Annotated in this window: 23 protein-coding genes and 1 other RNA gene; 10 read left to right on the top strand and 14 right to left on the bottom strand. The window is 62.6% G+C overall.

Translation table 11 applies throughout. The annotated features are described in order from the left end of the window. Positions 1 to 146 precede the first annotated feature (146 nt). From QA640_RS12450 to QA640_RS12405, 10 genes are all read right to left on the bottom strand, one after another. Positions 147 to 350: a DUF2065 domain-containing protein gene (locus QA640_RS12450; protein ID WP_283040916.1), complete on the bottom strand. Its 204-nt coding sequence runs from the start codon at positions 348 to 350 to the stop codon at positions 147 to 149. 72 nt (positions 351 to 422) lie between these two features. Further along, a complete protein-coding gene (locus QA640_RS12445) occupies positions 423 to 1,328 on the bottom strand; it encodes a protease modulator HflC (protein WP_283040914.1) in 906 nt (301 codons plus the stop codon). After that, positions 1,325 to 2,464, bottom strand: a complete 1,140-nt coding sequence (hflK, locus tag QA640_RS12440) for an FtsH protease activity modulator HflK (RefSeq protein ID WP_283040913.1) — start codon at positions 2,462 to 2,464, stop codon at positions 1,325 to 1,327. The genes QA640_RS12445 and hflK overlap by 4 nt, the downstream gene beginning before the upstream one ends. 154 nt (positions 2,465 to 2,618) lie before the next feature. Further along, a complete protein-coding gene (locus tag QA640_RS12435; protein WP_283040912.1) occupies positions 2,619 to 3,128 on the bottom strand; it encodes a dihydrofolate reductase in 510 nt (169 codons plus the stop codon). Further along, positions 3,128 to 3,613, bottom strand: coding sequence for a GNAT family N-acetyltransferase (locus QA640_RS12430; protein ID WP_283040911.1), 486 nt, complete (start codon positions 3,611 to 3,613; stop codon positions 3,128 to 3,130). Before QA640_RS12430 ends, QA640_RS12435 begins: the two co-directional genes overlap by 1 nt. Further along, complete coding sequence (locus tag QA640_RS12425) at positions 3,614 to 4,408, bottom strand: thymidylate synthase (RefSeq protein WP_283040910.1); 795 nt, start codon at positions 4,406 to 4,408, stop codon at positions 3,614 to 3,616. Positions 4,409 to 4,604: 196 nt separating this feature from the next. Continuing rightward, a complete protein-coding gene (locus QA640_RS12420) occupies positions 4,605 to 6,170 on the bottom strand; it encodes a tripartite tricarboxylate transporter permease (RefSeq protein WP_283040909.1) in 1,566 nt (521 codons plus the stop codon). A gap of 8 nt (positions 6,171 to 6,178) precedes the next feature. Continuing rightward, positions 6,179 to 6,943, bottom strand: coding sequence for a tripartite tricarboxylate transporter TctB family protein (locus QA640_RS12415; RefSeq protein ID WP_283040908.1), 765 nt, complete (start codon positions 6,941 to 6,943; stop codon positions 6,179 to 6,181). A 95-nt stretch (positions 6,944 to 7,038) separates the two neighbouring features. Further along, positions 7,039 to 7,569, bottom strand: a complete 531-nt coding sequence (locus tag QA640_RS12410) for a chromate transporter (RefSeq protein ID WP_283040907.1) — start codon at positions 7,567 to 7,569, stop codon at positions 7,039 to 7,041. Then, complete coding sequence (locus tag QA640_RS12405) at positions 7,566 to 8,168, bottom strand: chromate transporter (RefSeq protein WP_283040906.1); 603 nt, start codon at positions 8,166 to 8,168, stop codon at positions 7,566 to 7,568. Before QA640_RS12405 ends, QA640_RS12410 begins: the two co-directional genes overlap by 4 nt. Before the next feature lie 85 nt (positions 8,169 to 8,253). On the opposite strand from QA640_RS12405, the gene ssrA reads away from it, so the two are divergent. The 7 genes from ssrA to QA640_RS12370 all read left to right on the top strand — a co-directional run bounded on the left by ssrA (position 8,254) and on the right by QA640_RS12370 (position 13,843). Beyond that, positions 8,254 to 8,619, top strand: a transfer-messenger RNA (tmRNA) gene (ssrA, locus tag QA640_RS12400). 135 nt (positions 8,620 to 8,754) lie between these two features. Next, the gene (locus QA640_RS12395; RefSeq protein WP_027524421.1) at positions 8,755 to 9,273 is read left to right on the top strand and encodes a ClpXP protease specificity-enhancing factor SspB; all 519 of its coding nucleotides are present in this window, start codon (positions 8,755 to 8,757) and stop codon (positions 9,271 to 9,273) included. 88 nt (positions 9,274 to 9,361) lie between these two features. Then, complete coding sequence (gene fumC, locus QA640_RS12390; protein ID WP_283040904.1) at positions 9,362 to 10,789, top strand: class II fumarate hydratase; 1,428 nt, start codon at positions 9,362 to 9,364, stop codon at positions 10,787 to 10,789. A 276-nt stretch (positions 10,790 to 11,065) separates the two neighbouring features. After that, positions 11,066 to 11,254: a DUF4169 family protein gene (locus QA640_RS12385; RefSeq protein WP_283040903.1), complete on the top strand. Its 189-nt coding sequence runs from the start codon at positions 11,066 to 11,068 to the stop codon at positions 11,252 to 11,254. After that, complete coding sequence (locus QA640_RS12380) at positions 11,251 to 11,505, top strand: ribbon-helix-helix domain-containing protein (RefSeq protein WP_283040902.1); 255 nt, start codon at positions 11,251 to 11,253, stop codon at positions 11,503 to 11,505. The genes QA640_RS12385 and QA640_RS12380 overlap by 4 nt, the downstream gene beginning before the upstream one ends. Positions 11,506 to 11,668: 163 nt before the next feature. Beyond that, entirely contained in the window at positions 11,669 to 11,938 is a 270-nt protein-coding gene (locus QA640_RS12375; RefSeq protein ID WP_283042778.1) for a FeoA family protein, read from the top strand. A 33-nt stretch (positions 11,939 to 11,971) separates the two neighbouring features. Then, a complete protein-coding gene (locus tag QA640_RS12370; RefSeq protein WP_283040901.1) occupies positions 11,972 to 13,843 on the top strand; it encodes a ferrous iron transporter B in 1,872 nt (623 codons plus the stop codon). Positions 13,844 to 14,131: 288 nt separating this feature from the next. On the opposite strand, the gene QA640_RS12365 is transcribed toward QA640_RS12370, so the two are convergent. From QA640_RS12365 to QA640_RS12350, 4 genes are all read right to left on the bottom strand, one after another. Beyond that, positions 14,132 to 14,416 (bottom strand): hypothetical protein, encoded by a 285-nt coding sequence (locus QA640_RS12365; protein ID WP_283040900.1) that lies wholly within the window; start codon positions 14,414 to 14,416, stop codon positions 14,132 to 14,134. 91 nt (positions 14,417 to 14,507) lie between these two features. After that, a complete protein-coding gene (locus QA640_RS12360) occupies positions 14,508 to 14,867 on the bottom strand; it encodes a hypothetical protein (protein WP_283040899.1) in 360 nt (119 codons plus the stop codon). Between the two features lie 81 nt (positions 14,868 to 14,948). Continuing rightward, positions 14,949 to 15,323, bottom strand: a complete 375-nt coding sequence (locus QA640_RS12355; RefSeq protein ID WP_283040898.1) for a hypothetical protein — start codon at positions 15,321 to 15,323, stop codon at positions 14,949 to 14,951. Between the two features lie 540 nt (positions 15,324 to 15,863). Next, a complete protein-coding gene (locus QA640_RS12350; RefSeq protein ID WP_283042777.1) occupies positions 15,864 to 16,907 on the bottom strand; it encodes a transporter in 1,044 nt (347 codons plus the stop codon). A 282-nt stretch (positions 16,908 to 17,189) separates the two neighbouring features. Between QA640_RS12350 and QA640_RS12345 the strand changes: the two genes are divergently transcribed. From QA640_RS12345 to QA640_RS12335, 3 genes are all read left to right on the top strand, one after another. After that, entirely contained in the window at positions 17,190 to 19,880 is a 2,691-nt protein-coding gene (locus QA640_RS12345; protein ID WP_283040897.1) for an arylsulfatase, read from the top strand. A 574-nt stretch (positions 19,881 to 20,454) separates the two neighbouring features. Next, positions 20,455 to 22,125, top strand: coding sequence for an adenylate/guanylate cyclase domain-containing protein (locus QA640_RS12340; protein ID WP_283042776.1), 1,671 nt, complete (start codon positions 20,455 to 20,457; stop codon positions 22,123 to 22,125). 19 nt (positions 22,126 to 22,144) lie between these two features. Beyond that, complete coding sequence (locus QA640_RS12335; RefSeq protein WP_283040896.1) at positions 22,145 to 22,414, top strand: hypothetical protein; 270 nt, start codon at positions 22,145 to 22,147, stop codon at positions 22,412 to 22,414. Positions 22,415 to 22,584 lie beyond the last annotated feature (170 nt).

Genomic DNA, 22,584 nt, shown 5'->3' with positions numbered 1-22,584 from the left:
GATCTCCGAACGAGAATGAGGGATTCGTGCTCCAGACTGCGCTCGAACGGGGTGGCGGCGCAAGCACGGAGGTTAACGGGCCTCATAATACGGCGAAAAACCGGCGGCTTCGCTTCAATTTAGCGTTCGCGTCGGAGGTGTCGGGCTCAGTGGCGCCGAAACCACCAGATCAGGACCAAGCCGGCGACGGCCGAGCCGATGCCCACGGCGCGCAGGATGTGATCGGGAGTTGCAAGCGCGCTCTTCATCGCCTTTCGCATCCAGGCGGGACTTGCCGCGAACATCAAGCCTTCCAGCACAAACAGGATGCCCAAGCCGATGAGGAAGTCGGCAAACGCTATGGACCTCATCGGACTGGAACCTCCCCTTTTTCCGTTCTTGTTCCGCGAAGGGGCGGCGCCGGCGCCGCCCCTCGTTTCGTTTTATTGTTTCGGTGCCGCCTGCGCTTCGGCGCCCACCCTGCCGCTCGGGCTACCGAAGTACCGGAAGAATTCCGAATCCGGCCGCAGCAGATAGCGGGTGTCGCTCGAGCGCAGCCCATTCTCGTAGGCCGTCATCGAACGGTAGAAGGCGAAGAAGTCCTGGTCCTTGCTGTAGGCTTCGGCGAACAGGCGATTGCGCTCGGCATCGCCAGCGCCGCGCGTCTGCTCGGCCTGCGAGTTGGCTTCCGCGACAATCACGGTCGCCTCGCGATCGGCCTTGGAACGGATTTCCTGCGCCTTCTGGCCGCCCTGGGCACGGAACTCGGCCGCTTCGCGCTGGCGCTCGGTCTTCATCCGATCGTAGACGGCCTGGCTGTTCTGCTCGGGCAAATCGGCGCGGCGGATCCGGACGTCGACGACCTCGATGCCGTAGCCGTCGGCCTCGCGGTCGAGCTGCTCGCGGATGCGGCCCATCAGCTTCTCGCGCTCGTCACGCACCACGGTGATGAAGCTGACCTCGCCGAGCACGCGGCGCAGCGCCGCGTTCAGCAGCGTAGTGAGCTGGAGATTGGCGGCCTGGATCGAGCCGACACTCTGATAGAAGCGCAGCGCGTTCTTGATGCGGTAACGCGCAAATGCGTCGACCACGAGCCGCTTCTGGTCGGAGGCAATCACTTCCTGCGACGGGTTTTCCAGATCGAGGATGCGCTTGTCGATGCTGATTACGCTGTCGATGAACGGCGCCTTGAAATTCAGCCCGGGCTCGGTGACGACCTTGACGGGCTCACCGAGGCGAACCACGAGCGCCTGCTCGGTCTGTTGCACCGTGAAGACCGAGCTATAGGCCACGATCAGGATGAGCAGCAGGGCGATCAGCGAGACGATGCCTGTAACCGGAGACCTCATCGGGTTCCCCCGCCCTGCTGACCGGAGGTCGCCGCTGGCCGCTTGGGCGTCAGCTCGTTGAGCGGAAGATAGGGCACGACGCCGCCTTGTCCCGTCGCTCCGCCGTCATACACGAGCTTCTCCGAACCGCCGAGCACGCGCTCCATCGTCTCCAAATAGATCCGTTCACGCGTCACGTCGGGCGCCTTCTTGTATTCCTCGTACACTTTCAAAAAGCGCGCGCTCTGACCCTTGGCCTCGGCGACCGCCTGCTGACTGTAGCCTTCGGCGGCCTGGAGGATCTGCGCGGCGCGGCCGCGCGCTTCCGGCACGACGCGATTGGCATAGGTCTGCGCCTCGTTCTGCAACCGCTCGAGATCGGCGCGCGCCGCCTGCACGTCGCGGAAGGCATCGATGACCTGCGCCGGCGGGTCGACCTTCTGCATCTGCACCTGGGTAATCAGGATGCCGGAGCCGTAGCTGTCGAGCGTCCTTTGCATCAATTCCTGCACGCCCTGCTCGGTGGTGTTGCGGGCGCCGGTCAGGATCGGCTGGATCTGCGAGCGGCCGATCACCTCGCGCATCGCGCTTTCGGCGACCGCCTTCACGGTCCCTTCCGGATTCTGGATGTTGAACAGGAAGTCGCCGACGCCGTCGGGCTTGATGCGCCAGAGCACGGTGAAGTCGACGTCGACGATATTCTCGTCGCCGGTCAGCATCAGGCTCTCTTCCGGCACGTCGCGGATGGTCCGGCCGCGCCTGGAGGGATCGTCGATCAGCGTCATGCCGATGGAAATGGTCGATACACGCAGCGCCTTGGGCAGCAGCACCGTCTCGATCGGATAAGGCAGATGGTAATTCAGGCCCGGCTGCACGGTGCGTACATGCTTGCCGAAGCGCAGGACGACGCCGAGCTCTTCCGACTGCACGCGGAAGAAACCCGAGGCGAGCCAGATCGCGACGATGAACAGCACGATGACCGTGATGCCGAGGCCGCTGAAATAACCGCCGGGCAGAAGCTGCTGAAGGCGGTCTTGGCCGCGCCGCAGAAGGTCTTCCAGATCCGGCGGCCTCGGCCCGACCGGTTGCGGTCCTGTGCCCCATGGCCCCTTCGAGCCCGAGCCCCAAGGGCCACCGCCCTGATTCTTCCACGGCATTCGACAGTCTCCTCGGCCGGGTCTGGAATTGCCCCCGCCTGCTTTGTCCGGTCCGGCTTTATAGGGGAGGCCTTGTCCCCTTACAACGCACGCCTGACCGTCACCGAGCTATGCCGCGCTGAGGAAATGTCAATGTAAACATTGGTAAAAGCGGTTAACGTTGCGGCCGCCGACGATATGTCACATACGAGAAATCGGCGCTGTCGTCCGGCCCCGCCGGATGGCGGACACGCGCGACCTCCTCCCACTCCGCCGTGCTGATCTCAAAAACAGTATCGCCCTCGGGCCGCGCATGCACCTCGGTGACTTCGAGGCGGTCGGCGCGATCGAGCCATTGGCGATATATTTCGGCCCCGCCGATCACCGCGATCTCGGCGACCGAGCGCCGCAGGGCATCGCCGCGCGCGATCGCATAGGCATCCGCCGAGGACGTGGTCACGACGGCGCCAGCCGCACGGAAGCTCGCATGGCGGGTGATGACGATGTTGGTGCGGCCCGGCAGCGGCCGGGGCAGCGACTCGAAGGTCTTGCGGCCCATCACCACGGGCTTGCCGATGGTGAGCGCCTTGAAGCGATGCATGTCGGATTTCAGCCGCCAGGGGATGGCGTTGCCGGCGCCGATGACGCCGTTCTCCGCGATGGCGACGACGAAGACGATCTCCATCAGGGCGCCTTCCCTGCAAGCCGCGTCAATGCGTCACCGGTGACGCGGCACAGCGTCCAGTCATCCATCATGACCGCGCCGAGCGACTGGTAGAACGCGATCGACGGCGCGTTCCAGTCGAGCACCGCCCATTGCAGCCGCGACCAGCCGTTGTCTACGCATTCCTTCGCGAGATAGTTGAGTAGCGCCTTGCCGATGCCCTTTCCGCGATGCGACGGTCGCACGTAGAGGTCCTCGAGATAGATGCCGTGGCGGCCGCTGAAGGTTGAGAAATTGACGAACCACACCGCAAATCCGACCACCTCGCCGTTCCATTCGGTGATCGCGCAATAGAGCCTCGGGTTGTCGCCGAACAGCGCATCCGCAATCATCGCCTCGGTCGCCTCGACCTCGTGCGCGAGCTTCTCGTACTCGGCGAGTTCGCGGATCAAGGAGAGAACGAGCCCGGTCTCACCCGGGCGCGCGCGGCGGATGCTGAGCGACATTTAGACGGCAACTTCCGCCTTGATGTGCGGATGCGGATCGTAGCCGACCAGCTCGAAATCCTCGTAGCAGAAGGAGAAGATGTCCTTCACGTCCGGATTGATCCGCATCACCGGCAATGGACGCGGCGTCCGTGTCAGTTGCAGCCGCGCCTGTTCCAGGTGATTGGAATAGAGATGGGTGTCGCCGAGCGAGTGCACGAAGTCGCCGGGCTTCAGGCCCGTGACTTGCGCGACCATCATGGTGAGCAGCGCATAGGACGCGATATTGAAGGGCACGCCGAGGAAGACATCGGCCGAGCGCTGGTAGAGCTGGCACGACAATTTGCCGTTCGCGACATAGAACTGGAACAGCAGATGGCAGGGTGGCAGCGCCATCTTCTCAACATCGGCAGGATTCCAGGCGGTCACGATCAGCCGGCGCGAATCCGGGTTTCGCTTGATCATGTCAACGACATTGGCGATCTGGTCGATGCTACGCCCGTCGGCCGTGGGCCAGGAGCGCCATTGATGGCCGTAGACCGGCCCGAGATCGCCGCTGGCATCGGCCCATTCGTCCCAGATGGTGACGCCGTTGTCCTTGAGGTACTTGATGTTGGTGTCGCCCTTCAGGAACCACAGCAACTCATGCACGATCGCCTTCAGCGGCAAGCGCTTGGTGGTCAGCATCGGAAAGCCGGCGGCAAGGTTGAAGCGCATCTGGTGGCCGAACACAGACAGCGTGCCGGTGCCGGTCCGGTCGCGCTTCTCGACGCCGTCTGAGAGAATCCGCTCGAGCAGGTCCTGATACTGGTGCATGCGTGCGCTATGGGCCCTTTGGGGGGACGGCGAACTTAGCGGCCGGCCCCGTGCTGCGACAGCAGTGATTCGCTGCTTCGCACAGATTATACCCGGAAAAGTGAGCGTTCCGCCGGCAAACGACAAGGGGCGGAACTTGCGTCCCGCCCTAGCCCTACCCTTTTGATAATACTAGCCAAGTTGGCAAGTGCCGGGTTCAGTTCTCCGATTCCGTGAACACCTCGTCGCGCTTGGCGCGCAACACCGGCAGGACGGTGAGAACCAGCAGGGCGGCTGCGATCGCGAGCAGCACGGCGGAGAGCGGACGCGTCACGAACACGCTCCAGTCGCCGCGCGAGATCAGCAACGCGCGGCGCAGGTTCTCCTCCATCAGCGGTCCGAGCACCATGCCGAGCAGCAGCGGCGCGGGCTCGAAATCGTGCTTGATCAGCCAGTAGCCGACCAGGCCAAACACGCCTGCGAGAATGACGTCGACCGGCGCGTTGTTCACCGAGTAGATGCCGATCGCGCAAAAGATCACGATCGAGGGGAACATCAGCCGGTAGGGCACGCGCAACAGGCGTACCCAAATGCCGACCAGCGGCAGGTTGATGATGATCAGCATCAGATTGCCGATCCACATCGAGGCGATCATGCCCCAGACGAGGTCCGGCTGCTTCTGCATCACCTGCGGGCCCGGCACGATACCGTGAATGGTCATCGCGCCGACCATCAAGGCCATCACCGCGTTCGGCGGGATGCCAAGCGTGAGCAGCGGGATGAAGGAGGTTTGCGCCGCCGCGTTGTTGGCGCTCTCCGGCGAAGCCACGCCTTCGATCGCACCGCGACCGAAGCGCGAAGGATTCCTCGCGATCTTCTTCTCCAGCGTATAGGCGGCGAAGGACGCGATGACCGCGCCGCCGCCGGGGAGGATGCCGAGGATGGAACCGAGCACGGTGCCGCGTCCGATCGCGGGCGCCGAGTCGATCAGGTCCTTCCTGGTCGGCATCAATCCCGTGATCTTCTGCTGCACGAGGTCGCGGTTCATCTCCGCGCCGGCGTCGAGGTTGCGGATGATCTCGGCAAAGCCGAACACGCCCATCGCAACCGTCGCAAAGCCGAGGCCGTCGGCGAGCTCCGGAATATTGAAGGCCATGCGCGAGGCGCCGGTCTCGATGTCGGAGCCGACCATCGACAACAATAGGCCGAACACGATCATGGCAATCGCCTTGAGCACCGAACCTTTCGCCAGCACCACCGCAAAGATCAGGCCGAGCACCATCAGCGAGAAGTATTCGGCCGGACCGAACGCCAACGCGAGCTTGGTCAGGGGCGCGCCGAGAACGGCGATCAGGACGGTCGCCACGCAGCCGGCGAAGAATGAGCCGATCGCCGCGATCGCCAGCGCGGGACCGGCGCGGCCCTGCTTGGCCATCTGATGGCCGTCGATGGCCGTGACGACGGAGGTCGCTTCACCGGGGATGTTGACCAGGATCGAGGTGGTCGAGCCGCCATATTGGGCGCCGTAATAGATGCCCGCGAGCATGATCAGCGCGCCAACCGGCGGCAGCCCGAAGGTGATCGGCAGCAGCATCGCGACCGTTGCGACCGTGCCGATGCCCGGCAGCACGCCGACCAGCGTGCCGACGAGAGCCCCGATCAGGCACATGAGGATATTGATCGAGATCGGAAGCGACAAACCGAAGAGCCACCAGGGAGACCACCAGCTGACTTGAAACACGACGCCGAAGCCGAGGCCCAGATTGTGAAAGAGATCAACCATCACGCCCCTCACTGGACCAGGAATCGCGGGAACATCGGCATCGGCAATCCCAGCACGTAAGGAAATAGCAGCGCGCAGCCGAGCGTCAGGCAGGCGCCGACGATGACGGCCTCGATCCAGCGTGTCTCATGCGAGCCGGTCGCCGCGATCAGGAAGCTGGCGAACGCGCAGACGATCAGGCCCAGCGGGCGGATCGCCAGGGCGAAGAAGACAATCGCCGCCATCACGAACAACGGCCCGCGCCAGGAATAATGCGAGAGCCCCGCGCCCTCGTTCAGGAGTCCGGTCAGCGCGATGGCGGCAGCCAGCGCGACCAGCAGCCCGCCGAACATGCGCGGCGCGGTGCCGGCGCCGAACTTGAAGCCCTGCATGCCATGCAGGTCACTGGACGCCCACAGCGCGAACAGCGCCACCGCCATTAGCACGATGCCGCCAATATAGTCCTGCGGCGCACGGATGATCATGAAGAGCGTCAGGATAGCGACTGCAAACAGCGGATAGGAGTAGATCAGCGCCAGCAGAACGTCCGAGGACAGCGCCTTCTTGGCGTCAGCGCCGAACGCCCCGAACGCTGCAGCAGGCGCTCCCGCCAGAAGCGCGGTCGCATGGCTGATCAGAACGGTCGCCGGGCCGCGCCCGCCACCCCATCCGAAGATCGTCCCGATCGACCAGATGAACTCGAAAATCTGCGGCGCGAGCGCCAGCAGGACGATGCCGATTGCGACCGATGTGTTTCGCGTCGCTGTCGCCGAGTGGCCCATTGTGTCGGCCATGCATGTCTCCTCCGCGACCCGTAAGTCACGAGCCTTGTTGTTCTATTGGATGGAATTAGATCCCCACCACCAGCATCATTGCCTAGCGACTTTCATTACACAACGCCAGCAAATCCCAAGACACCCCCGGCGAGCAACAACCAGAGCGGATTGACGCGCGACACCGAGGCAAGCACCGCAACGCCCGCCATCAGCAGCGCGGCAATCACGGTGTGAGTAGTGGATTGGGCGAGGATCAGGGCGCTTGCCGCCATCAGGCCGATCGACAGCGGAACCAGTGCGGCCTGGATCATCGCGGGCCAGCACGACTGGCTGGGCCGGTTGAGGAGGCGGCTCACATAGTAGGCAAGCAGGGCCGTCGGCAGGCACATCGCAAGCGTTGCCGCAAGCGCGCCGGGAATGCCTGCAACCGCATAGCCGATCAACGTGACGATCAGGACGTTCGGTCCGGGCGAGAGCTGCGAGATTGCAAAGGCGTCGGCAAACTGCTTGTCAGTCATCCAGTGATGCACGTCGACGGCGATGCGGTGCATCTCCGGCACCGCTGCGGCCGCACCGCCGACCGCGAACAGCGACATCAGTGCGAAGGTCGAGATCAGCGCCCAGATCGGGTTCTGGCCATTCATGCTGCTACCTTCCGTCGCAGAACAACCGTGACAGCGATGCTGGCAGGCATCGCAACCAGCAGCACGGCTTGCAGCGGCAGCCGCAGCACGCCGATCGCAACCAAGACGGCGGCCATCAGGACGAGGGCAATGACGTCGGCGCGCTTCAAGAGCGGCGTCATCATGCGAAACACCACCGCGATCAGCAGCCCGACGGCCGCGCAGGACACGCCCGCAAGTGTCCGGCGCAAGACCTCGAGCTCGCCGAAATGGGCGTAGAGCACGGCGAGAGCCGTCATGATCAGCGTCGGCGGCACCAACAACCCGGCGAAGGCGGCAACGCCGCCGGCAAGCCCGCGCAGCCGCGAGCCGAACACCATCGACAGGTTGACGATGTTGGGGCCCGGCAGGAAGTGGCAGAGCGCAAAGGTCTCGTTGAACTCGTCCGCCGTCATCCAGCCGTGGTCGTCCACGATCGCCCGCCGCGCGAACACCAGGACGCCGCCGAAACCGGCCAGCGACATCCTGGCGAAGGCCATGAACAGGGCGAAGAGGCCCGGGGCAACGGTCTTGGCAGTCATATGCGGCTCTTGAACGGCCGGCGCCGAATCCGAGGACATGACGGCAGCTTAAGGGGGCGGCTCTCCCCGCGCCAAGGCCGGCCTTGTGGGCGGCCAGCACCTTTCCAAAGGAACCCGCGCCAAACCCCTGTCTTTCCCGACCTTTGCCCCCTATATTGGGGGTGCCGGCTTGCCGGCTATGGAAATAAACGGTCGTCGCAATAAACCATTCGGACCCGGGGGCGGTACCCGGCGCCTCCACCAAAGCCCACCAGCGGGCTACCCCAGAGCGGGCTTTGGCGGGGGCGAAATAGGATCGACGAGGGCGTAAAGGGCGTACTTTTTCCCGGTATTGTTCCGCCGTTATCGGGCTACTGCAATAGTTGCCAACGACAACTTTGCTCCGGTTGCTCAGGCTGCGTAACGCAGTTTGAAAGACCACTTTAAAGTCCTAGCGGGTTAAGCTCCGCTAGGCGGGGTTCGGAGGCACCTGGCAACAGAAGCCTCCACTTCCAATTTTCTCCCGCCCATTTTTTCTCGCAGGCGGGACTCCTGCTGACCGGTCGGGCGCGGTACCATTGCGGCTTGGCGAGTCGGCGCGGCAGCGGCTCGGGAAATACGACAGGACCGATAGTCAGGATCCATAATGGCGACCGATCATATCCGATACGACGTGCTGGCACGCGACGCATTGCGCGGCGTGCTGCGAAAGGTGCTGAGCGATGCCGCAGCGCACGGATTGCCCGGCGAGCATCACTTCTTCATCACCTTCGTATCCAAGGCGGAGGGCGCAAAGCTGTCGCCGCGGCTGCTCGCGCAGTACCCCGACGAGATGACGATCATCCTGCAGCACCAGTTCTGGGATCTGACCGTGCTCGAGGACCGCTTCGAGGTCGGCCTGTCCTTTGGCGGCATTCCGGAGCGGCTGGTGGTGCCGTTCAGCGCGATCAAGAGCTTCCTCGACCCGTCGGTGAAATTCGGCCTCCAGTTCGACACCTCCGATGTCGCCGAAGTGCCGCCCGCAGCGCTCCCCGCGGCCCCTGCTCCCTCGGCCGTCTCGGTCCCCGCGCCGGCTGCCGAGAAGGCGGAAGCTGAGGACGAGCCCACGGCCCCCAACCAAGGCGGCGCCGAGGTCGTGCGACTGGATCGCTTCCGCAAGAAATGATCCAGGTCGCGACGGGCGAGAACCCACGCGCGGCCAAACCGCCTATATAGATGAGCATCGACAAGCCGCGCGCGTTCCGCGCGGCAGAATGGATGTGCTCATGGACAAGACGACCCGCCCCTCACGCTCTTCCACCCGGATCGAGACCGACAGTTTTGGTCCGATCGAGGTCCCCGTCGACCGCTATTGGGGTGCGCAAACCGAACGCTCCCGACAGAATTTCCGCATCGGGGAAGACCGCATGCCGATCTCGCTCGTGCATGCACTCGGCATCGTCAAGCTCGCCGCAGCCCAGACCAATCGCGAGCTCGGCCTCATCGACCAGCGCCGAGCGAACGCGATCATCCGCGCCGCGCGCGAGGTGGTCGAGGGCAAACTCGATGATCACTTTCCCCTGGTGGTGTGGCAGACCGGCTCGGGCACCCAGAGCAACATGAACCTCAACGAGGTGATCGCCAACCGCGCCAATGCGCTGCTCGGCGGCGAGCTCGGCGCCAAGAAGCCGGTGCATCCTAACGACCACGTCAATATGAGCCAATCGTCGAACGACTCGTTCCCGACAGCGATGCATATCGCGGCCGCCGGCCGGATCACGGCCGATCTCATTCCCGCGCTGTCCGAGCTGCTCGGCGCGCTGCGCAAGAAGGAGAAGGCGTTCGCAAAGATCGTCAAGATCGGCCGCACCCATACCCAGGATGCGACGCCGCTGACGCTCGGCCAGGAATTTTCCGGCTATGCCGCACAGGTCGAAAGCGGCATCGCGCGATTGAAGGTCGCGGTGAAGGACCTGTATCCGCTGGCGCAAGGCGGCACCGCGGTCGGCACCGGGCTCAACTCGAAGCCGCGCTTTGCAAGTCTGTTCGCCAGGCACGTTGCGACCATCACGAAACTGCCCTTCACCAGCGCCGCCAACAAGTTCGAGGCATTGGCGTCGAATGATGCCTATGTGCTCGTGCACGGAGCCATCAATTCGGTGGCGACGGGGCTGTTCAAGATCGCCAACGACATCCGCCTCTTGGGATCTGGTCCGCGATCGGGGCTGGGCGAACTGATCCTGCCCGAGAACGAGCCCGGCTCCTCAATCATGCCCGGCAAGGTCAACCCGACCCAGTGCGAGGCGATGACCATGGTGTGCTGTCAGGTGTTCGGCAATCACACCGCGATCACACTCGCCGGCAGCCAGGGCCATTTCGAGCTCAACGTCTTCAAGCCCGTGCTGGCCTACAACATGCTGCATTCGATCCGGCTGCTCGCCGACGCCGCGCGCTCGTTCACCGAGCATTGCGTCTCGGGCATCCGCGCCGACGAGAAGCGGATCCGCGAGCTGATGGAGCGCTCGCTGATGCTGGTGACGGCGCTGGCGCCGAAGATCGGCTACGACAACGCGGCCAAGGTGGCGAAAACGGCACATGCCAACGGCACCACGCTGAAGGAAGAGGCACTCCGGCTCGGCTTCGTGTCGGCGGACGAGTTCGAGCGGCTGGTCCAGCCCGAGAAGATGACCCACCCGGGCTGAGTTCCGAATTCTGATAGGCCCTCCGTAATCGTACGGAGGCAAAAACCCCAGGAAAAATGAGGCCGGAATGGAGGGATTTGATTACCGTCAATGTCCTGGGTCTGGCGCATGCTAGGCGGGTATTTGCCCCCAGACGGGGCGAAATTGATTGTTTGATGGTATCAGAGGCCGATTGACGAGGACCAAATGGCGATCAAGTCTCGTGGTGCGCAGCACAGCGCTTTGTTTTCAAGGATTTCATCCTGCCTGCCGAGGATTGGCTGATGGAGACGCGGCATGGGGAACATCATCAACTTGAACCGCTTCCGGAAACGCGCCGAGCGGGAAGCCTCGGCGAAGCGGGCGGAGGGCAACCGGGCGAAGTTCGGCCGCAGCAAGGCCGAGCGATCGGCGGAGGAGAAGCGCGAAGCCCAAGCGAAGGAGCGTTTGGATCAGCATCGGATCGAGCGCGAGGAACAGCCATGAAATCGCCCGTCGTCAAGCGATCGATCGTCGTCGCCGGCCACAAGACCAGCGTCAGCCTGGAAGAAGCCTTCTGGAACGGCATGAAGGAGATCTCCGGCCTGCGCAACATGACGCTGTCGGAGCTGGTGGGCGAGATCGACAGCAATCGCCAGCAGGGCAACCTGTCGTCCGCGATCCGCCTGTTCGTGCTCGATTACTTCAAGAACCGCGCTATGGCCGTGCTGGCCGAACAGAAGGTCCCGGCGCAATAGAGCGCCCCAAGGCGTTCGACAAAACGCCGCCGCGAGGCCCGCACTTTATAATCACTCTAAGGTGCGGTCCTACCTGCGTGAGCGCGCTTGACCTGTCTCGCCGCCGTTGAAAATACAGGGCATGACCGACGACACGATCACGCTCCCGCAAACCTCCGCACAGATGCCCTCGGGTTCGCCCTTGGGCTTGCCTCTGGGACTGGCCCAACGCGGCTATTCGGGCGTCATCCAGCATCTTTCCGCCAGCGGTGCGGGCTCGGCCCTGTCGGACGTCGAACTGGAAAGCCGCCTGATCGAGCTAGGCTTCGTCGAGGGCGCCAAGGTCGAAATCCTGCACGAGGGCATCGTCGGCCGTGACCCGATCGCGGTGCGCGTCGATAACGTCACCATCGCGGTGCGCCGTCGCGAAGCCATGGCCATCATCGTCGCGTAAGCGACCGGACCTCTGACCCAGACTCTTGATCCCATGGAAGCTCCCCTGCTGCATCTGGCCCTGGTGGGCACGCCGAACAGCGGCAAAACCTCGCTGTTCAACGCGCTGACCGGCAGCCGGCAGAAGGTCGCAAACTATCCCGGCGTCACCGTCGAGCGCAAGGAAGGCTTTTTCGTTACTCCCTTGGGACGCCAAGTCTCGGTCGTCGACCTGCCCGGCACCTATTCGCTGCGCGGCCGCAGCCCGGATGAGGAGATCACCCGTGACATCGTACTCGGCAAGGCGTCGGGCGAGACGAGGCCCGATCTCGTGCTGTGCGTGGCCGATTCCACCAATCTGCGTCTGACCATCCGCCTTCTGCTCGAGCTCAAGCGCACCGGACGACCGATCGTGCTGGTGCTCAACATGTTCGACATCGCAACCCGCCGCGGCATCACGGTGGACGTGGCGCAGATGGCCGACGCGCTCGGCGTGCCCGTGGTCACCTCCATCGCGGTGCGCAAGGGCGGCACCGCTGACCTGCTCAATCTGACCGACGAGATCTCGGCGCAGGTGCAGCCGCAGACGCAAGAGAACAGCTGGCGGCCGCTCAGCGTCGCCGAACTCCGCGCCACGCAGCGCGAGGCTGACCGCATCATCGCCTCCAGCGTCAGCCTGCCGAGCCGGCCCGATACCTGGACCGCGCGGATCGACACCGTGGTGCTGCATCCCGTCGGCGGCCTTATCGTGCTCGCTTTGATCCTGTTCGTGATGTTCCAGGCGGTGTTCGCCTGGGCGCAGCCGCTCATGGAGCTGTTGTCGTCCTCGTTCGACGCGCTCGGACAGTTCGTACACGACACCCTGCCCGCCGGGTTGTTGGAGAGCTTCCTTCAGAACGGCGTGATCTCCGGCGTCGGCAGCGTCATCGTGTTCCTGCCGCAGATCATCATCATCTTCCTGTTCATCCTGCTGCTGGAAGATTTCGGCTACATGGCGCGCGCCGCGTTCCTGATGGACCGCATCATGGGCGGCGCCGGGCTGCACGGCCGCGCCTTCATTCCGCTGCTGTCGAGCTTTGCCTGTGCCATCCCCGGCATCATGGCGACACGCGTGATCGACAACCGGCGCGACCGGCTGACCACCATCCTGATTGCGCCGCTGATGACCTGCTCGGCGCGTATTCCGGTCTATACGCTGATCATCTCCGCCTTCATCCCGGCCAGGCAGGTCTGGGGCTTCGTCAATCTCCAGGGGCTCGTGATGTTCGGCCTTTACGGCGCCGGCATCATCAGCGCGCTTCTCGTCTCGTTCCTGATCAAGTTCTTCATGCTGCGCGACTATGCGCCGGCGCCCTTCATGCTGGAACTGCCCGACTACAAGATGCCGCGGCCGAAATCGATCGCGATCGGCATCTTCACGCGCGCAAAAATGTTCCTGCAGCGCGCCGGCACCACGATCTTCTCGATGATGGTCTTGATCTGGTTCCTGGCCTCGTTCCCGCAGCCGCCCGCTGGCGCGGCGGACCCCGCCATCAATTACAGTCTCGCGGCGATCCTCGGCAAGGCAATCGCGCCGCTGCTCGCCCCCGTCGGCTTCAACTGGCAGATCGCAGTGGCCCTGATCCCGGGCATGGCGGCGCGCGAGGTCGCAGTGGCAGCCCTCGGCACGGTCTATGCGATCGAGGGCGGCAAGGAAGCGGCCGAGCAGATCGGCCAGGTGCTGGCGACCAAATGGTCGCTGGCGACTGCCCTGTCGCTGCTCGCCTGGTACATCTTCGCCCCGCAATGCGCTTCCACGCTCGCGGTGATCCGGCGCGAGACCGGAAGCTGGAAATGGATGGCGACCACCTTCGCCTACATGTTGGCGCTCGCCTATGCCGCGAGCCTTGCGACCTACACTATCGCGGTGACGCTGGGCGCGGGATAGCCGGTCGCGCCGTCTCTCCAAGAGCCGCTTTTTCAAAATATCAAAAACAACCCCATGCAAAGGAGCCGGCGGCAGCCGGCGCCCTCCCTGCATATTCGGAAAATCCGTTGACACGTCGGGCAAATCACCGGCACAATGCCATCATCGCCTTCCCTGACGATCATAGCGAAGTCGATGCTCGTGATGTGTTCGGAAACCGCTCCGGTATAGCGAACTTTTGCAAGCCACGCGGCGGCGGCGCAAGCCAGCAGCCGTTCGCTACTCCCGACTTCTGCGCCGCCCACTCGCTTAGCGACAGACCCACACCCCATTCACCAGCACACGGGCGCACGCCGGCGCCGCCACAGCGGCTCCTACGGTCGCACCTACGGCGGCTCCGCCGACTACGGCGCGGCGGGTTGTTCGACGAGCAACGCCGGCAGCGCTTACGGGAGTTGCCGGTCGGCCCACCCTCGCCTGCGCGCTGTCGACCGAGAATGACGGGACATACTCTGGCGACCACTGCACGGAGCCGATCGCGGAGCAGGCAATGATAGCCGCGCCAAGCCACCATTTTTTGTAGGCATTTTTCATAACGATCTCCTTTGCTTACATGAACGCTACTCTTGCTTGCCACTCAGGACCGGTCAGAGGCCGAGGCCCTCCGCTGGTCGCTGCTGATCTCCTACCTGCGCCGGCGCGGTGGCGGTGGGACCGGCCCTAGATCGCGTTGCCAAATCGTCCCATTGTCGAACTGAATGAGCATGCCATCCGGCGAATAGACCGCGCTCTGGTTGAATGCGTCGATCCAGATCCGGCTCGCCGGCCAGTACCAATCAGGCCAGGCGCGAGACGGCTGTCCTGCCTCCGTCAAGAGATTAAGTTCAGTCCCGTTCTGGGTAATTTGAGCCGGGAGATTTCCCCGACACATCTGAACGCATTTGTAGACGCCGGTGAGATTGATCGGTTGGGCCGACGCAAGAGTCGGCGCAAGTGCCGTTATCATCACGCCGATGACGAGCGACAAGCGTTTCATGCAAATCACTCCCTCTACAAATAATCAGGCCTTTCCCAAACGGATGGGTTGCCAAATACAACCAGCCGCTCTCTCGATACGAGATCCGGATTACTGCGAATTTCGATCCTTGCTCGCTCCCCTCAACCGCGTCGCCGTTGACGGCGACTTCACCCACTCTGCCATCTGGATGCAGGTGAGAAGATCGACATAGCTCTGGCTTCCGCCGCTCGTGGCTTCAACTTCGCAACTGGCACGAAGGGAACGGTCAGCAGTGCCCCAAACCGTGTTGAGCTGCTGCTGTGCAGCCGTCTCGTCGCGCATGCAGTCGGCAAAGCTTTGTGGCAGGGCGAGCCCATTTGCCTTGTCGTCAGCCGTGGTCGCCTTGCACATCGCCTCCACCTTCAATTCGGGGACGCGATCGGAGACGGGCATCACAAACAATTGGCTTCCGAGGAGCGCCGCAAATAACGCCGCAATCTTCATCTTGACCTCCTTCAAGCCCTGTCAAATGAACCACTTTGCAATGCCGCTAGCGCCGCGTCAGAACTGGCCTGGCCGGGCTGGAGGACCAGGCCAATCGGATCGCAGGTCGTTGCGATCAAATGGGCCTTGCCTGCAGACAAAACTGCTCGCGCAGCAACCCGCGAGAGGAAGCTCGAACGACCGGCTCACATCATCCATCGCCGGGAATTCTCCGACCATGAGCCTTGCGAAATAGGCCCTCAGCAAACGATCGAAAGTCGACTGTGCTTCACTAAACTCGCGACCCTCAGGGCGGAGGTCCGCGACAATCCCATCCAGTGCTTGTTGCGCCATGGCCTGCCTCCTCGAAGCAGTACACCACCCGGAAGCCTTTTTTCCCGTTGTCAGTAAGAGATGAGCCGCGATCGATCGGTTTGATCCATCTCAAATGACTCGCGCTTTTTTTAATGGGAAGCAAAGACCGCCGGGTGTCAGCCTTGATGAAGCGCGCAACAAATGTTGCCACTGTCCTCAGGTGAGATCGTCGGCGCGATGTAGGTACTACTTTGTGATCATCCGCTTCGGTGGCGCGGTGGGCATCGGCGGTGCCGGCGAGATCACAAATGTCACCCAGGCATTCCAGCCCTCGGGCCTGTTTTCCGCGGCGAATTCCTTGTAAGCCTTGAAATTGAGATAGCCTTGCATGTCGCCGACCGGGAAGATGAAGCCGACCTGCGGGCCTGCGGCCACGACCTGCGAACGGAAGCAGCCGACGCGATCGCCAGAGCCGCTGTCGCAGCCGAGCTGTTTGTAGACGTAACCTACCAGACCGACCTGGACCTGCTTGCTCAGGAATTGCGAAGCGCCCCAGTCGAAGTGCATGTCGACACCGCTTTGATACTGCGTATCGGGGTTCGTGAAATTGTAGGTGAAGCCCAGCACGCCGGACAGTTCGTGTCCGGTCTGTGGATTGAAATAGGTGTAGCCGCCGCCCGCGTCGATCGTCCCATGTCCGAGCCCGATATTGGCGAGGCGCATGGACTGGTAGGCACCTACCGGAATATCACCGGTGATATAGGTCATGTAGTTGTTGACGCCGGCATTCCAGCGCAAGGCGAATTGCGGGATCAGATCGCCAAAGGCCGTCAGGGAATCGCTGATGGAATCGAAGCGCGAGAACGGAATCGAGCCCAGTGGCGTTGCAAGCGTACCAGTCAGCAATCCGTTGAGCGAGGTGGTGTTTGCGCCGTAGATTCCGATGAGGCTGGCGGATGCCTGGCCACCCAGCACCGGCGTTGCAAAAACGTAAGTGGCGTTGAGCAAGCCGAGATCCACGTTCGCATTGACGTTGGCGTTCAACGTGGCGGTCAAATTAGCCGGGATTCGGCCGATCTGGATTTCGCGTGCGCGCGCCACGTCGCCGCCGGCGGACACCGAGGTGTGATAGTAGATCGCAGCGGCCGTCCAGCCCGGCTGCTGAGGTGTGGCAGCGAGGCTGCCGAATGTGCCCGAAATCCAGAAGCTGATGCCACTTTCATCGGCCAAGGTCTTTGCAGGTATTGATGCGATGGCCGCAAATGCGATCGCGGCAAGCGCCTTCCCCATTCTCATGGCAGTCCCTTCCCGAACCACGAGCCTGCTCAGTGCGAGCGCCGAATACGATGCTGACAAATATGACCGGGCATGCTGCGCCGGGCTATAGCTGTCACTATGGCGAGAATAATTGACAACCGGATGTTGCGAAAGGAGCACACTGCTAGCCCGTTACCGCTCGCGCGGAAAAAAATATCTCCGCTTCTGAACCGTCATTTGATGTGTTGATCCATATCAAGTTCTTGTTCTTGTCGCTGGCAAATGATCGCCCCTCATTTGAAGGGAGGAATTGCAATGAGCGCCGCCCGATCCTTTATTGTTACTGCACTTTCACTGACACTTTCCTTTTTGGCTCCCGCATACGCGCAGCAGACTCAACAAGCCGCACCGCCACCCGGCTCACCCGCGGCGACCATCACCATTCCCGGCGACCAGCTTCCGCCTCCGCCGCAAAAATTCGGCGGCAAGATCGAGCGTGATGCCAGGGATTCAAAACCGTATTGGCCCTCGCGCGTGGTGCCGCCGAAAGGCGCGCCCAACGTGCTCCTGATCATCACCGACGATGCCGGCTATGGCGTGCCGAGCACCTTCGGAGGCGTGATCCCGACGCCTGCGCTGGATCGCATCGCACAGAACGGGCTGCGCTACACCAATTTCCATTCGACGGCGCTGTGTTCGCCGACGCGCGCCGCGCTGATCACCGGGCGCAACCATCATTCGGCAGGGTACGGCGTGGTCGCTGAACAGGCGACCGGCTATCCCGGCTATGACAGCGTCATCACGAAGGATAAGGCGACCATCGGCCGGATTCTGACAGATAATGGCTATCACACCGCCTGGTTCGGCAAGAACCACAACACGCCCGAATACCAGTCGAGCCAGGCCGGTCCGTTCGACCAGTGGCCGACCGGGATGGGCTTCGAATATTTCTACGGCTTCATGGGTGGCGACACCAATCAGTGGCAGCCCGGCAATCTCGTCCGCAACACGACGCCGATCTATCCCTACGAAGGAAAGCCCGGCTGGAATTTGATGACGGCGATGGCCGACGAGGCGATCGACTATGTCAACCGCATGAACGCGCTGTCGCCCGACACGCCGTTCTTCGTGAAGTTCGCCCCCGGCGCAACCCATGCGCCGCATCATCCGACCCCGGAGTGGGTCAAGAAGATCAGCGACATGCACCTGTTCGACCAGGGCTGGAACAAGCTGCGCGACACGATCTTCGAGAACCAGAAGCGGCTGGGCGTCATTCCACAGAATGCCAAGCTGACGCCGTGGCCGAAGGATCTGATCAAGGAATGGGATCAGCTTTCGGCCGACGAGAAGAAGCTGTTCGTCCGTCAGGCCGAAGTCTTTGCCGCGTTTGCGGCGTACGCCGACAACGAAATCGGCCGGGTGATCCAGTCCATTCAGGACATGGGTAAGCTCGACAACACGTTGATCATCTATATCGAGGGCGACAACGGGACGAGCGCGGAAGGCCAGCCGAACGGCACGCCGAACGAGGTGGCGATGTTCAACCAGATCAACCCCTCGGTCGAGGATCAGCTCAAATATTTCTACGACGTCTGGGGGACCGATAAGACCTACAACCACATGTCGATCGGCTGGGCCTGGGCATTCGACACGCCGTTCTCCTGGACCAAGCAGATCGTTTCCCACTTCGGCGGCACGCGCCAGGGCATGGCGATCTCCTGGCCGGCGGCGATCAAGGACAACGGCGGCATCCGGACCCAATTCCACCATGTCATCGACGTCGTGCCGACCATTCTCGAGGCCGCCCAGATCAAGCAACCGGTATTCGTCGACGGCATCAAGCAGAGTCCGATCGAGGGCGTCAGCATGATGTACACGTTCGACGCCAAGAACGCGAACGCGCCCTCGACCCACAAGACGCAGTATTTCGAGATGATGGCGGATCGCGCGATCTATCATGACGGTTGGATCGCCAGTACCAAAGTCTTGAGGCCGCCGTGGGTGACAGCAGGCGTCAAGCTGCCGAACCCGGTCGACTATCCTTGGGAGCTTTACGACCTCAGCGGCGACTGGACACAGTACGAGGATGTCGCGGCCAAAAATCCTGCCAAGCTGAAGGAGATGCAGGATCTGTTCTGGAAGGAGGCGGAGAAATATCAGGTGCTGCCGCTCGATTCCTCGGTAGCCGGGCGATTGGTGACGCCGCGACCGAGCCTCAGCGCGGGCCGCACCTCCTTCGCCTGGACCCGGCCGATCACTGGCACGCCGAACGGCGATGCGCCGAGTCTGCTCAACACCTCCTACAATCTCAAGGCTGACGTCGAGATTCCGCAGGGTGGTGCCGAGGGCATGCTGATCACGCAAGGCGGGCGGTTCGGCGGATACGGCTTCTACGTGTTGAAGAACAAGCCCGTATTCACCTGGAATCTGGTCGACCTCAAGCGGGTGCGTTGGGAGGGGCCTGAACTGACGCCTGGCAAGCACGTGATCGAGTTCGACTTCAAATATGACGGTCTCGGCGCCGCCACCATGGTGTTTGGCGACTACAGCGGCATCGGAAAGGGCGGCACCGGGGTGCTCAAGGTCGACGGCGCCGCCGTCGCGACTGAGAAGATGGAGCATACGCTTCCCTTCATTCTGCAGTGGGATGAGGCGCTCGATATCGGGTCGGATACCGGCACCCCGGTCGACGATAACGACTACAGCACGCCGTTTGCCTTCACCGGCACGATCAACAGGATCACGCTGGACATCGATCGACCCAAACTGAGCCAGGAGGACGTCAAGCGGCTGCAGGAGGCTGCGCGTGCGGCCGGCGACGGTCCGTCCGCCGACGCCGGACAGATGGCTTCGGCCGAACCACAAGTCGGCACTGTCGGCCTAAGCCTGGTCGACAAGATCCAGTTGCGGATCGACAAGCGCGAAGGCTGCCGCAAGCAGGCGGAGGCCAAGGGTCTCGGCATGGTGGACCGGATCAACTTCGTCCAAAGCTGCGTTCAGCAGTAGTGCGTGACGCCGCGGGGCCGCCTCGGGCGGTCCCGCGATAACGAACGCCTTGTACGATCAGAGAGGACTTCGACATCTAGGTGGATTTTGCAATGAATATGCGTGAGACCTTTGCGATGCTCGTGCAACCAGCTCCCGCCGCCCGGTGGCGGAGTATCGCTACGCTCCTCCGTTAAAGAACGCCATGAACATCGCCAATCAGTGGATGAATTCGATGCTGGGGCCAGGTGCTCTGGCGCTCGGTGCCGCTACCACAACTGCGGGGGATGAGCGCAGCGCGGACTCGGGCTTGATCTGAATCAACCGGCGGAGGCCGCAGCGGAGATCAACTCGGTGCGTCAGACGGTTCAGGAGGTCGTGACCGGGATTCTCTCTTTGTGCCTGCAATCGCTGCCGGCTAGGCGGTGATGCCGGTGCCACGACCGATCCGAGGTGCGAGGGCAGTACAGTGACAGACATTGCCAGCACGACCGGAGCCCCTGCTCGGCGCAGCAATCCGCTGGGCGGTCTACTCATCTTTCGCCAGACGATCAGGCGCAAGATCGTCGGCATTGCATTGGCATTGATCATCCTGATGGTGATCACATCGGCGCTATCCATGGTGATGTCCAGGCGCGTGGAGCATCTGCTCGACGAACTGACAGCCCGATATATCCCCGCCTATGGTCATCTGGCACGAGCCAACATCCGCTCGCTCGAACGCGCGCTTGCGCTGCGTCGAATGGTGATCGCCAAGATGCAAGTGCCTCCGGATGAGGAAGCGTATGCGGCCCGCCTGCGTTTCTTTCAGGAGAAAGATGATGAAGTCGAGCAGGAGGCTGGCGCTGCGCGCAAGCTTATCAACGCGATCATAGACGACGTCAGCACCCCTTCGGACAACGCCGCCCTGGCGCGCATCGAGAACCGTATCGACAACGCCATGACGGAGGGCCGCGCCAGACTGGGCGAAGAACAAACGAAGTTGCTGAAGCAACTCGATTCCAAGGATTTTGCCGAGACTCGGGCCACGCTGGCACGCGTGGACACTCTGCGCGATCAGCTCACCCAGAAGATCGATGCAATCCGCGCCGACATGCTGTCGCAGGTGTTTGCAAGTACATCGATCGTGATCCGCGATCAGCAGCAAGCGATAGACGTATCAGCTGTCGTCACAGGTCTTGCGGCCGCGCTTGGCCTGGGCTTCGCTTTCCTTGTCAGCAGCGGCATCACACGTCCGGTACGACGGTTGCTGCAAGGCACCCAAGAGATCGAAGCCGGCCACTTCGATCAATTGATCAGTGTCTCCACCAAGGACGAGATCGGTCAACTCTCGGCCGCGTTCAACCGGATGGTCGAGCAGCTGCGCCGGAATGAACGTATCCGCGAAACGTTCGGTCGGTATATCGATCCCAGGGTCGTGGAAGGATTGCTCGACCGGCCCGATGCGGCGACCCAGGGCCAGCGCCGTCTCATGACCGTGATGTTCTGCGACATGAAGGGCTTCACCTCGATGAGTGAAGGCATGACGCCCCAGGGGCTCGTCAAGGTCATGAACTGCTATTTGACGATGATGTCGGAGCCGATCCGGGAACGCCGCGGGGTGATCGACAAGTATATCGGCGATGCCATCATGGCCTATTGGGGCCCGCCGTTCATTGAGGAAGCCGACCAGGCTCGCCTGGCGTGCCTCGCCGCGATTGACATGGTCGATCGGGTGCCGAAGCTTCGCAAGCAACTGCCGGAGCTCTTGGGGGTGCGCGTGATACCGACCGAATGCGACATCCGCATCGGTATTGCCACGGGCGAGGTGTTGACCGGCAGCATCGGCTCGGACCTGATGATGAGTTTCACCGTCATGGGCGACGCCGTCAATCTTGCGTCCCGTCTCGAGGCGGTCAACAAGGTCTATGGATGCCGCATTCTGATATCTGAAGCCACTGCCGCCACGGCAGGGACCGAACTCGAACTGCGTGAGATCGATCGCCTGGCGGTCGTCGGACAGAGCATGCCGCAAGCCGTGTTCGAGGTGATGGGGAGGCACGGAGAACTTACGAAGCAGCGGGAGCTGTTGCGATCCCGATACAAAGAGGGTCTTGCCGCCTATCGGATTGGGCGCTGGGAGGAAGCGCGCAAGGCCTTCAACGCTGGCCTCGAGGTATCTCCAGGCGATGGCCCGTCGCTCGCTCTCCTGAGCCGCGTTGACCATCTTCAATCCAATCCGCCACCGGCCGACTGGAATGGTTCGTGGCACATGGAGCACAAGTAAAAGACGGGGAAAGCGAGACATGTACAAGCATTTTGGCTTACTGGTGCTGGTAAGCACGATGGTCGGGCCGACGGCCTCTATCGCCCAAACCGCTCAGGAAACACCGCAGACCATGCTTGCGGCGCAGATACGCTTGCAAGGTTTTACCTGTGACAAGGCGCTCGGTGCGAGGAAGGACGCGAGGCGCTCCAAGCCGGATCATGCAGTCTGGGTGCTGAGGTGCGGCAACGCGACTTACCGGGTGAGCCGTGCCCCCGACATGGCTGCGAGGGTCGAGCCGCTGCGCTGAAGGCCCCGTCGACTGGACTCGCGTGATATGGACTGCGCTTCACGATCATGACGTGAGCAAGTAGGATTGCCGGGACACGCTCAGATCGGTGAGCAGACGTGGGTAAAGGCGCCGGAAAGCACCGCAAGCGCGATAGGGTCCGCACGCAAGTGCGACCGCCTAAGCCCGCC

The sequence above is a fragment of the Bradyrhizobium sp. CB82 genome (assembly GCF_029714405.1).
Taxonomy (GTDB): domain Bacteria; phylum Pseudomonadota; class Alphaproteobacteria; order Rhizobiales; family Xanthobacteraceae; genus Bradyrhizobium.
This window is presented reverse-complemented; position numbering and strand designations above follow the sequence as displayed.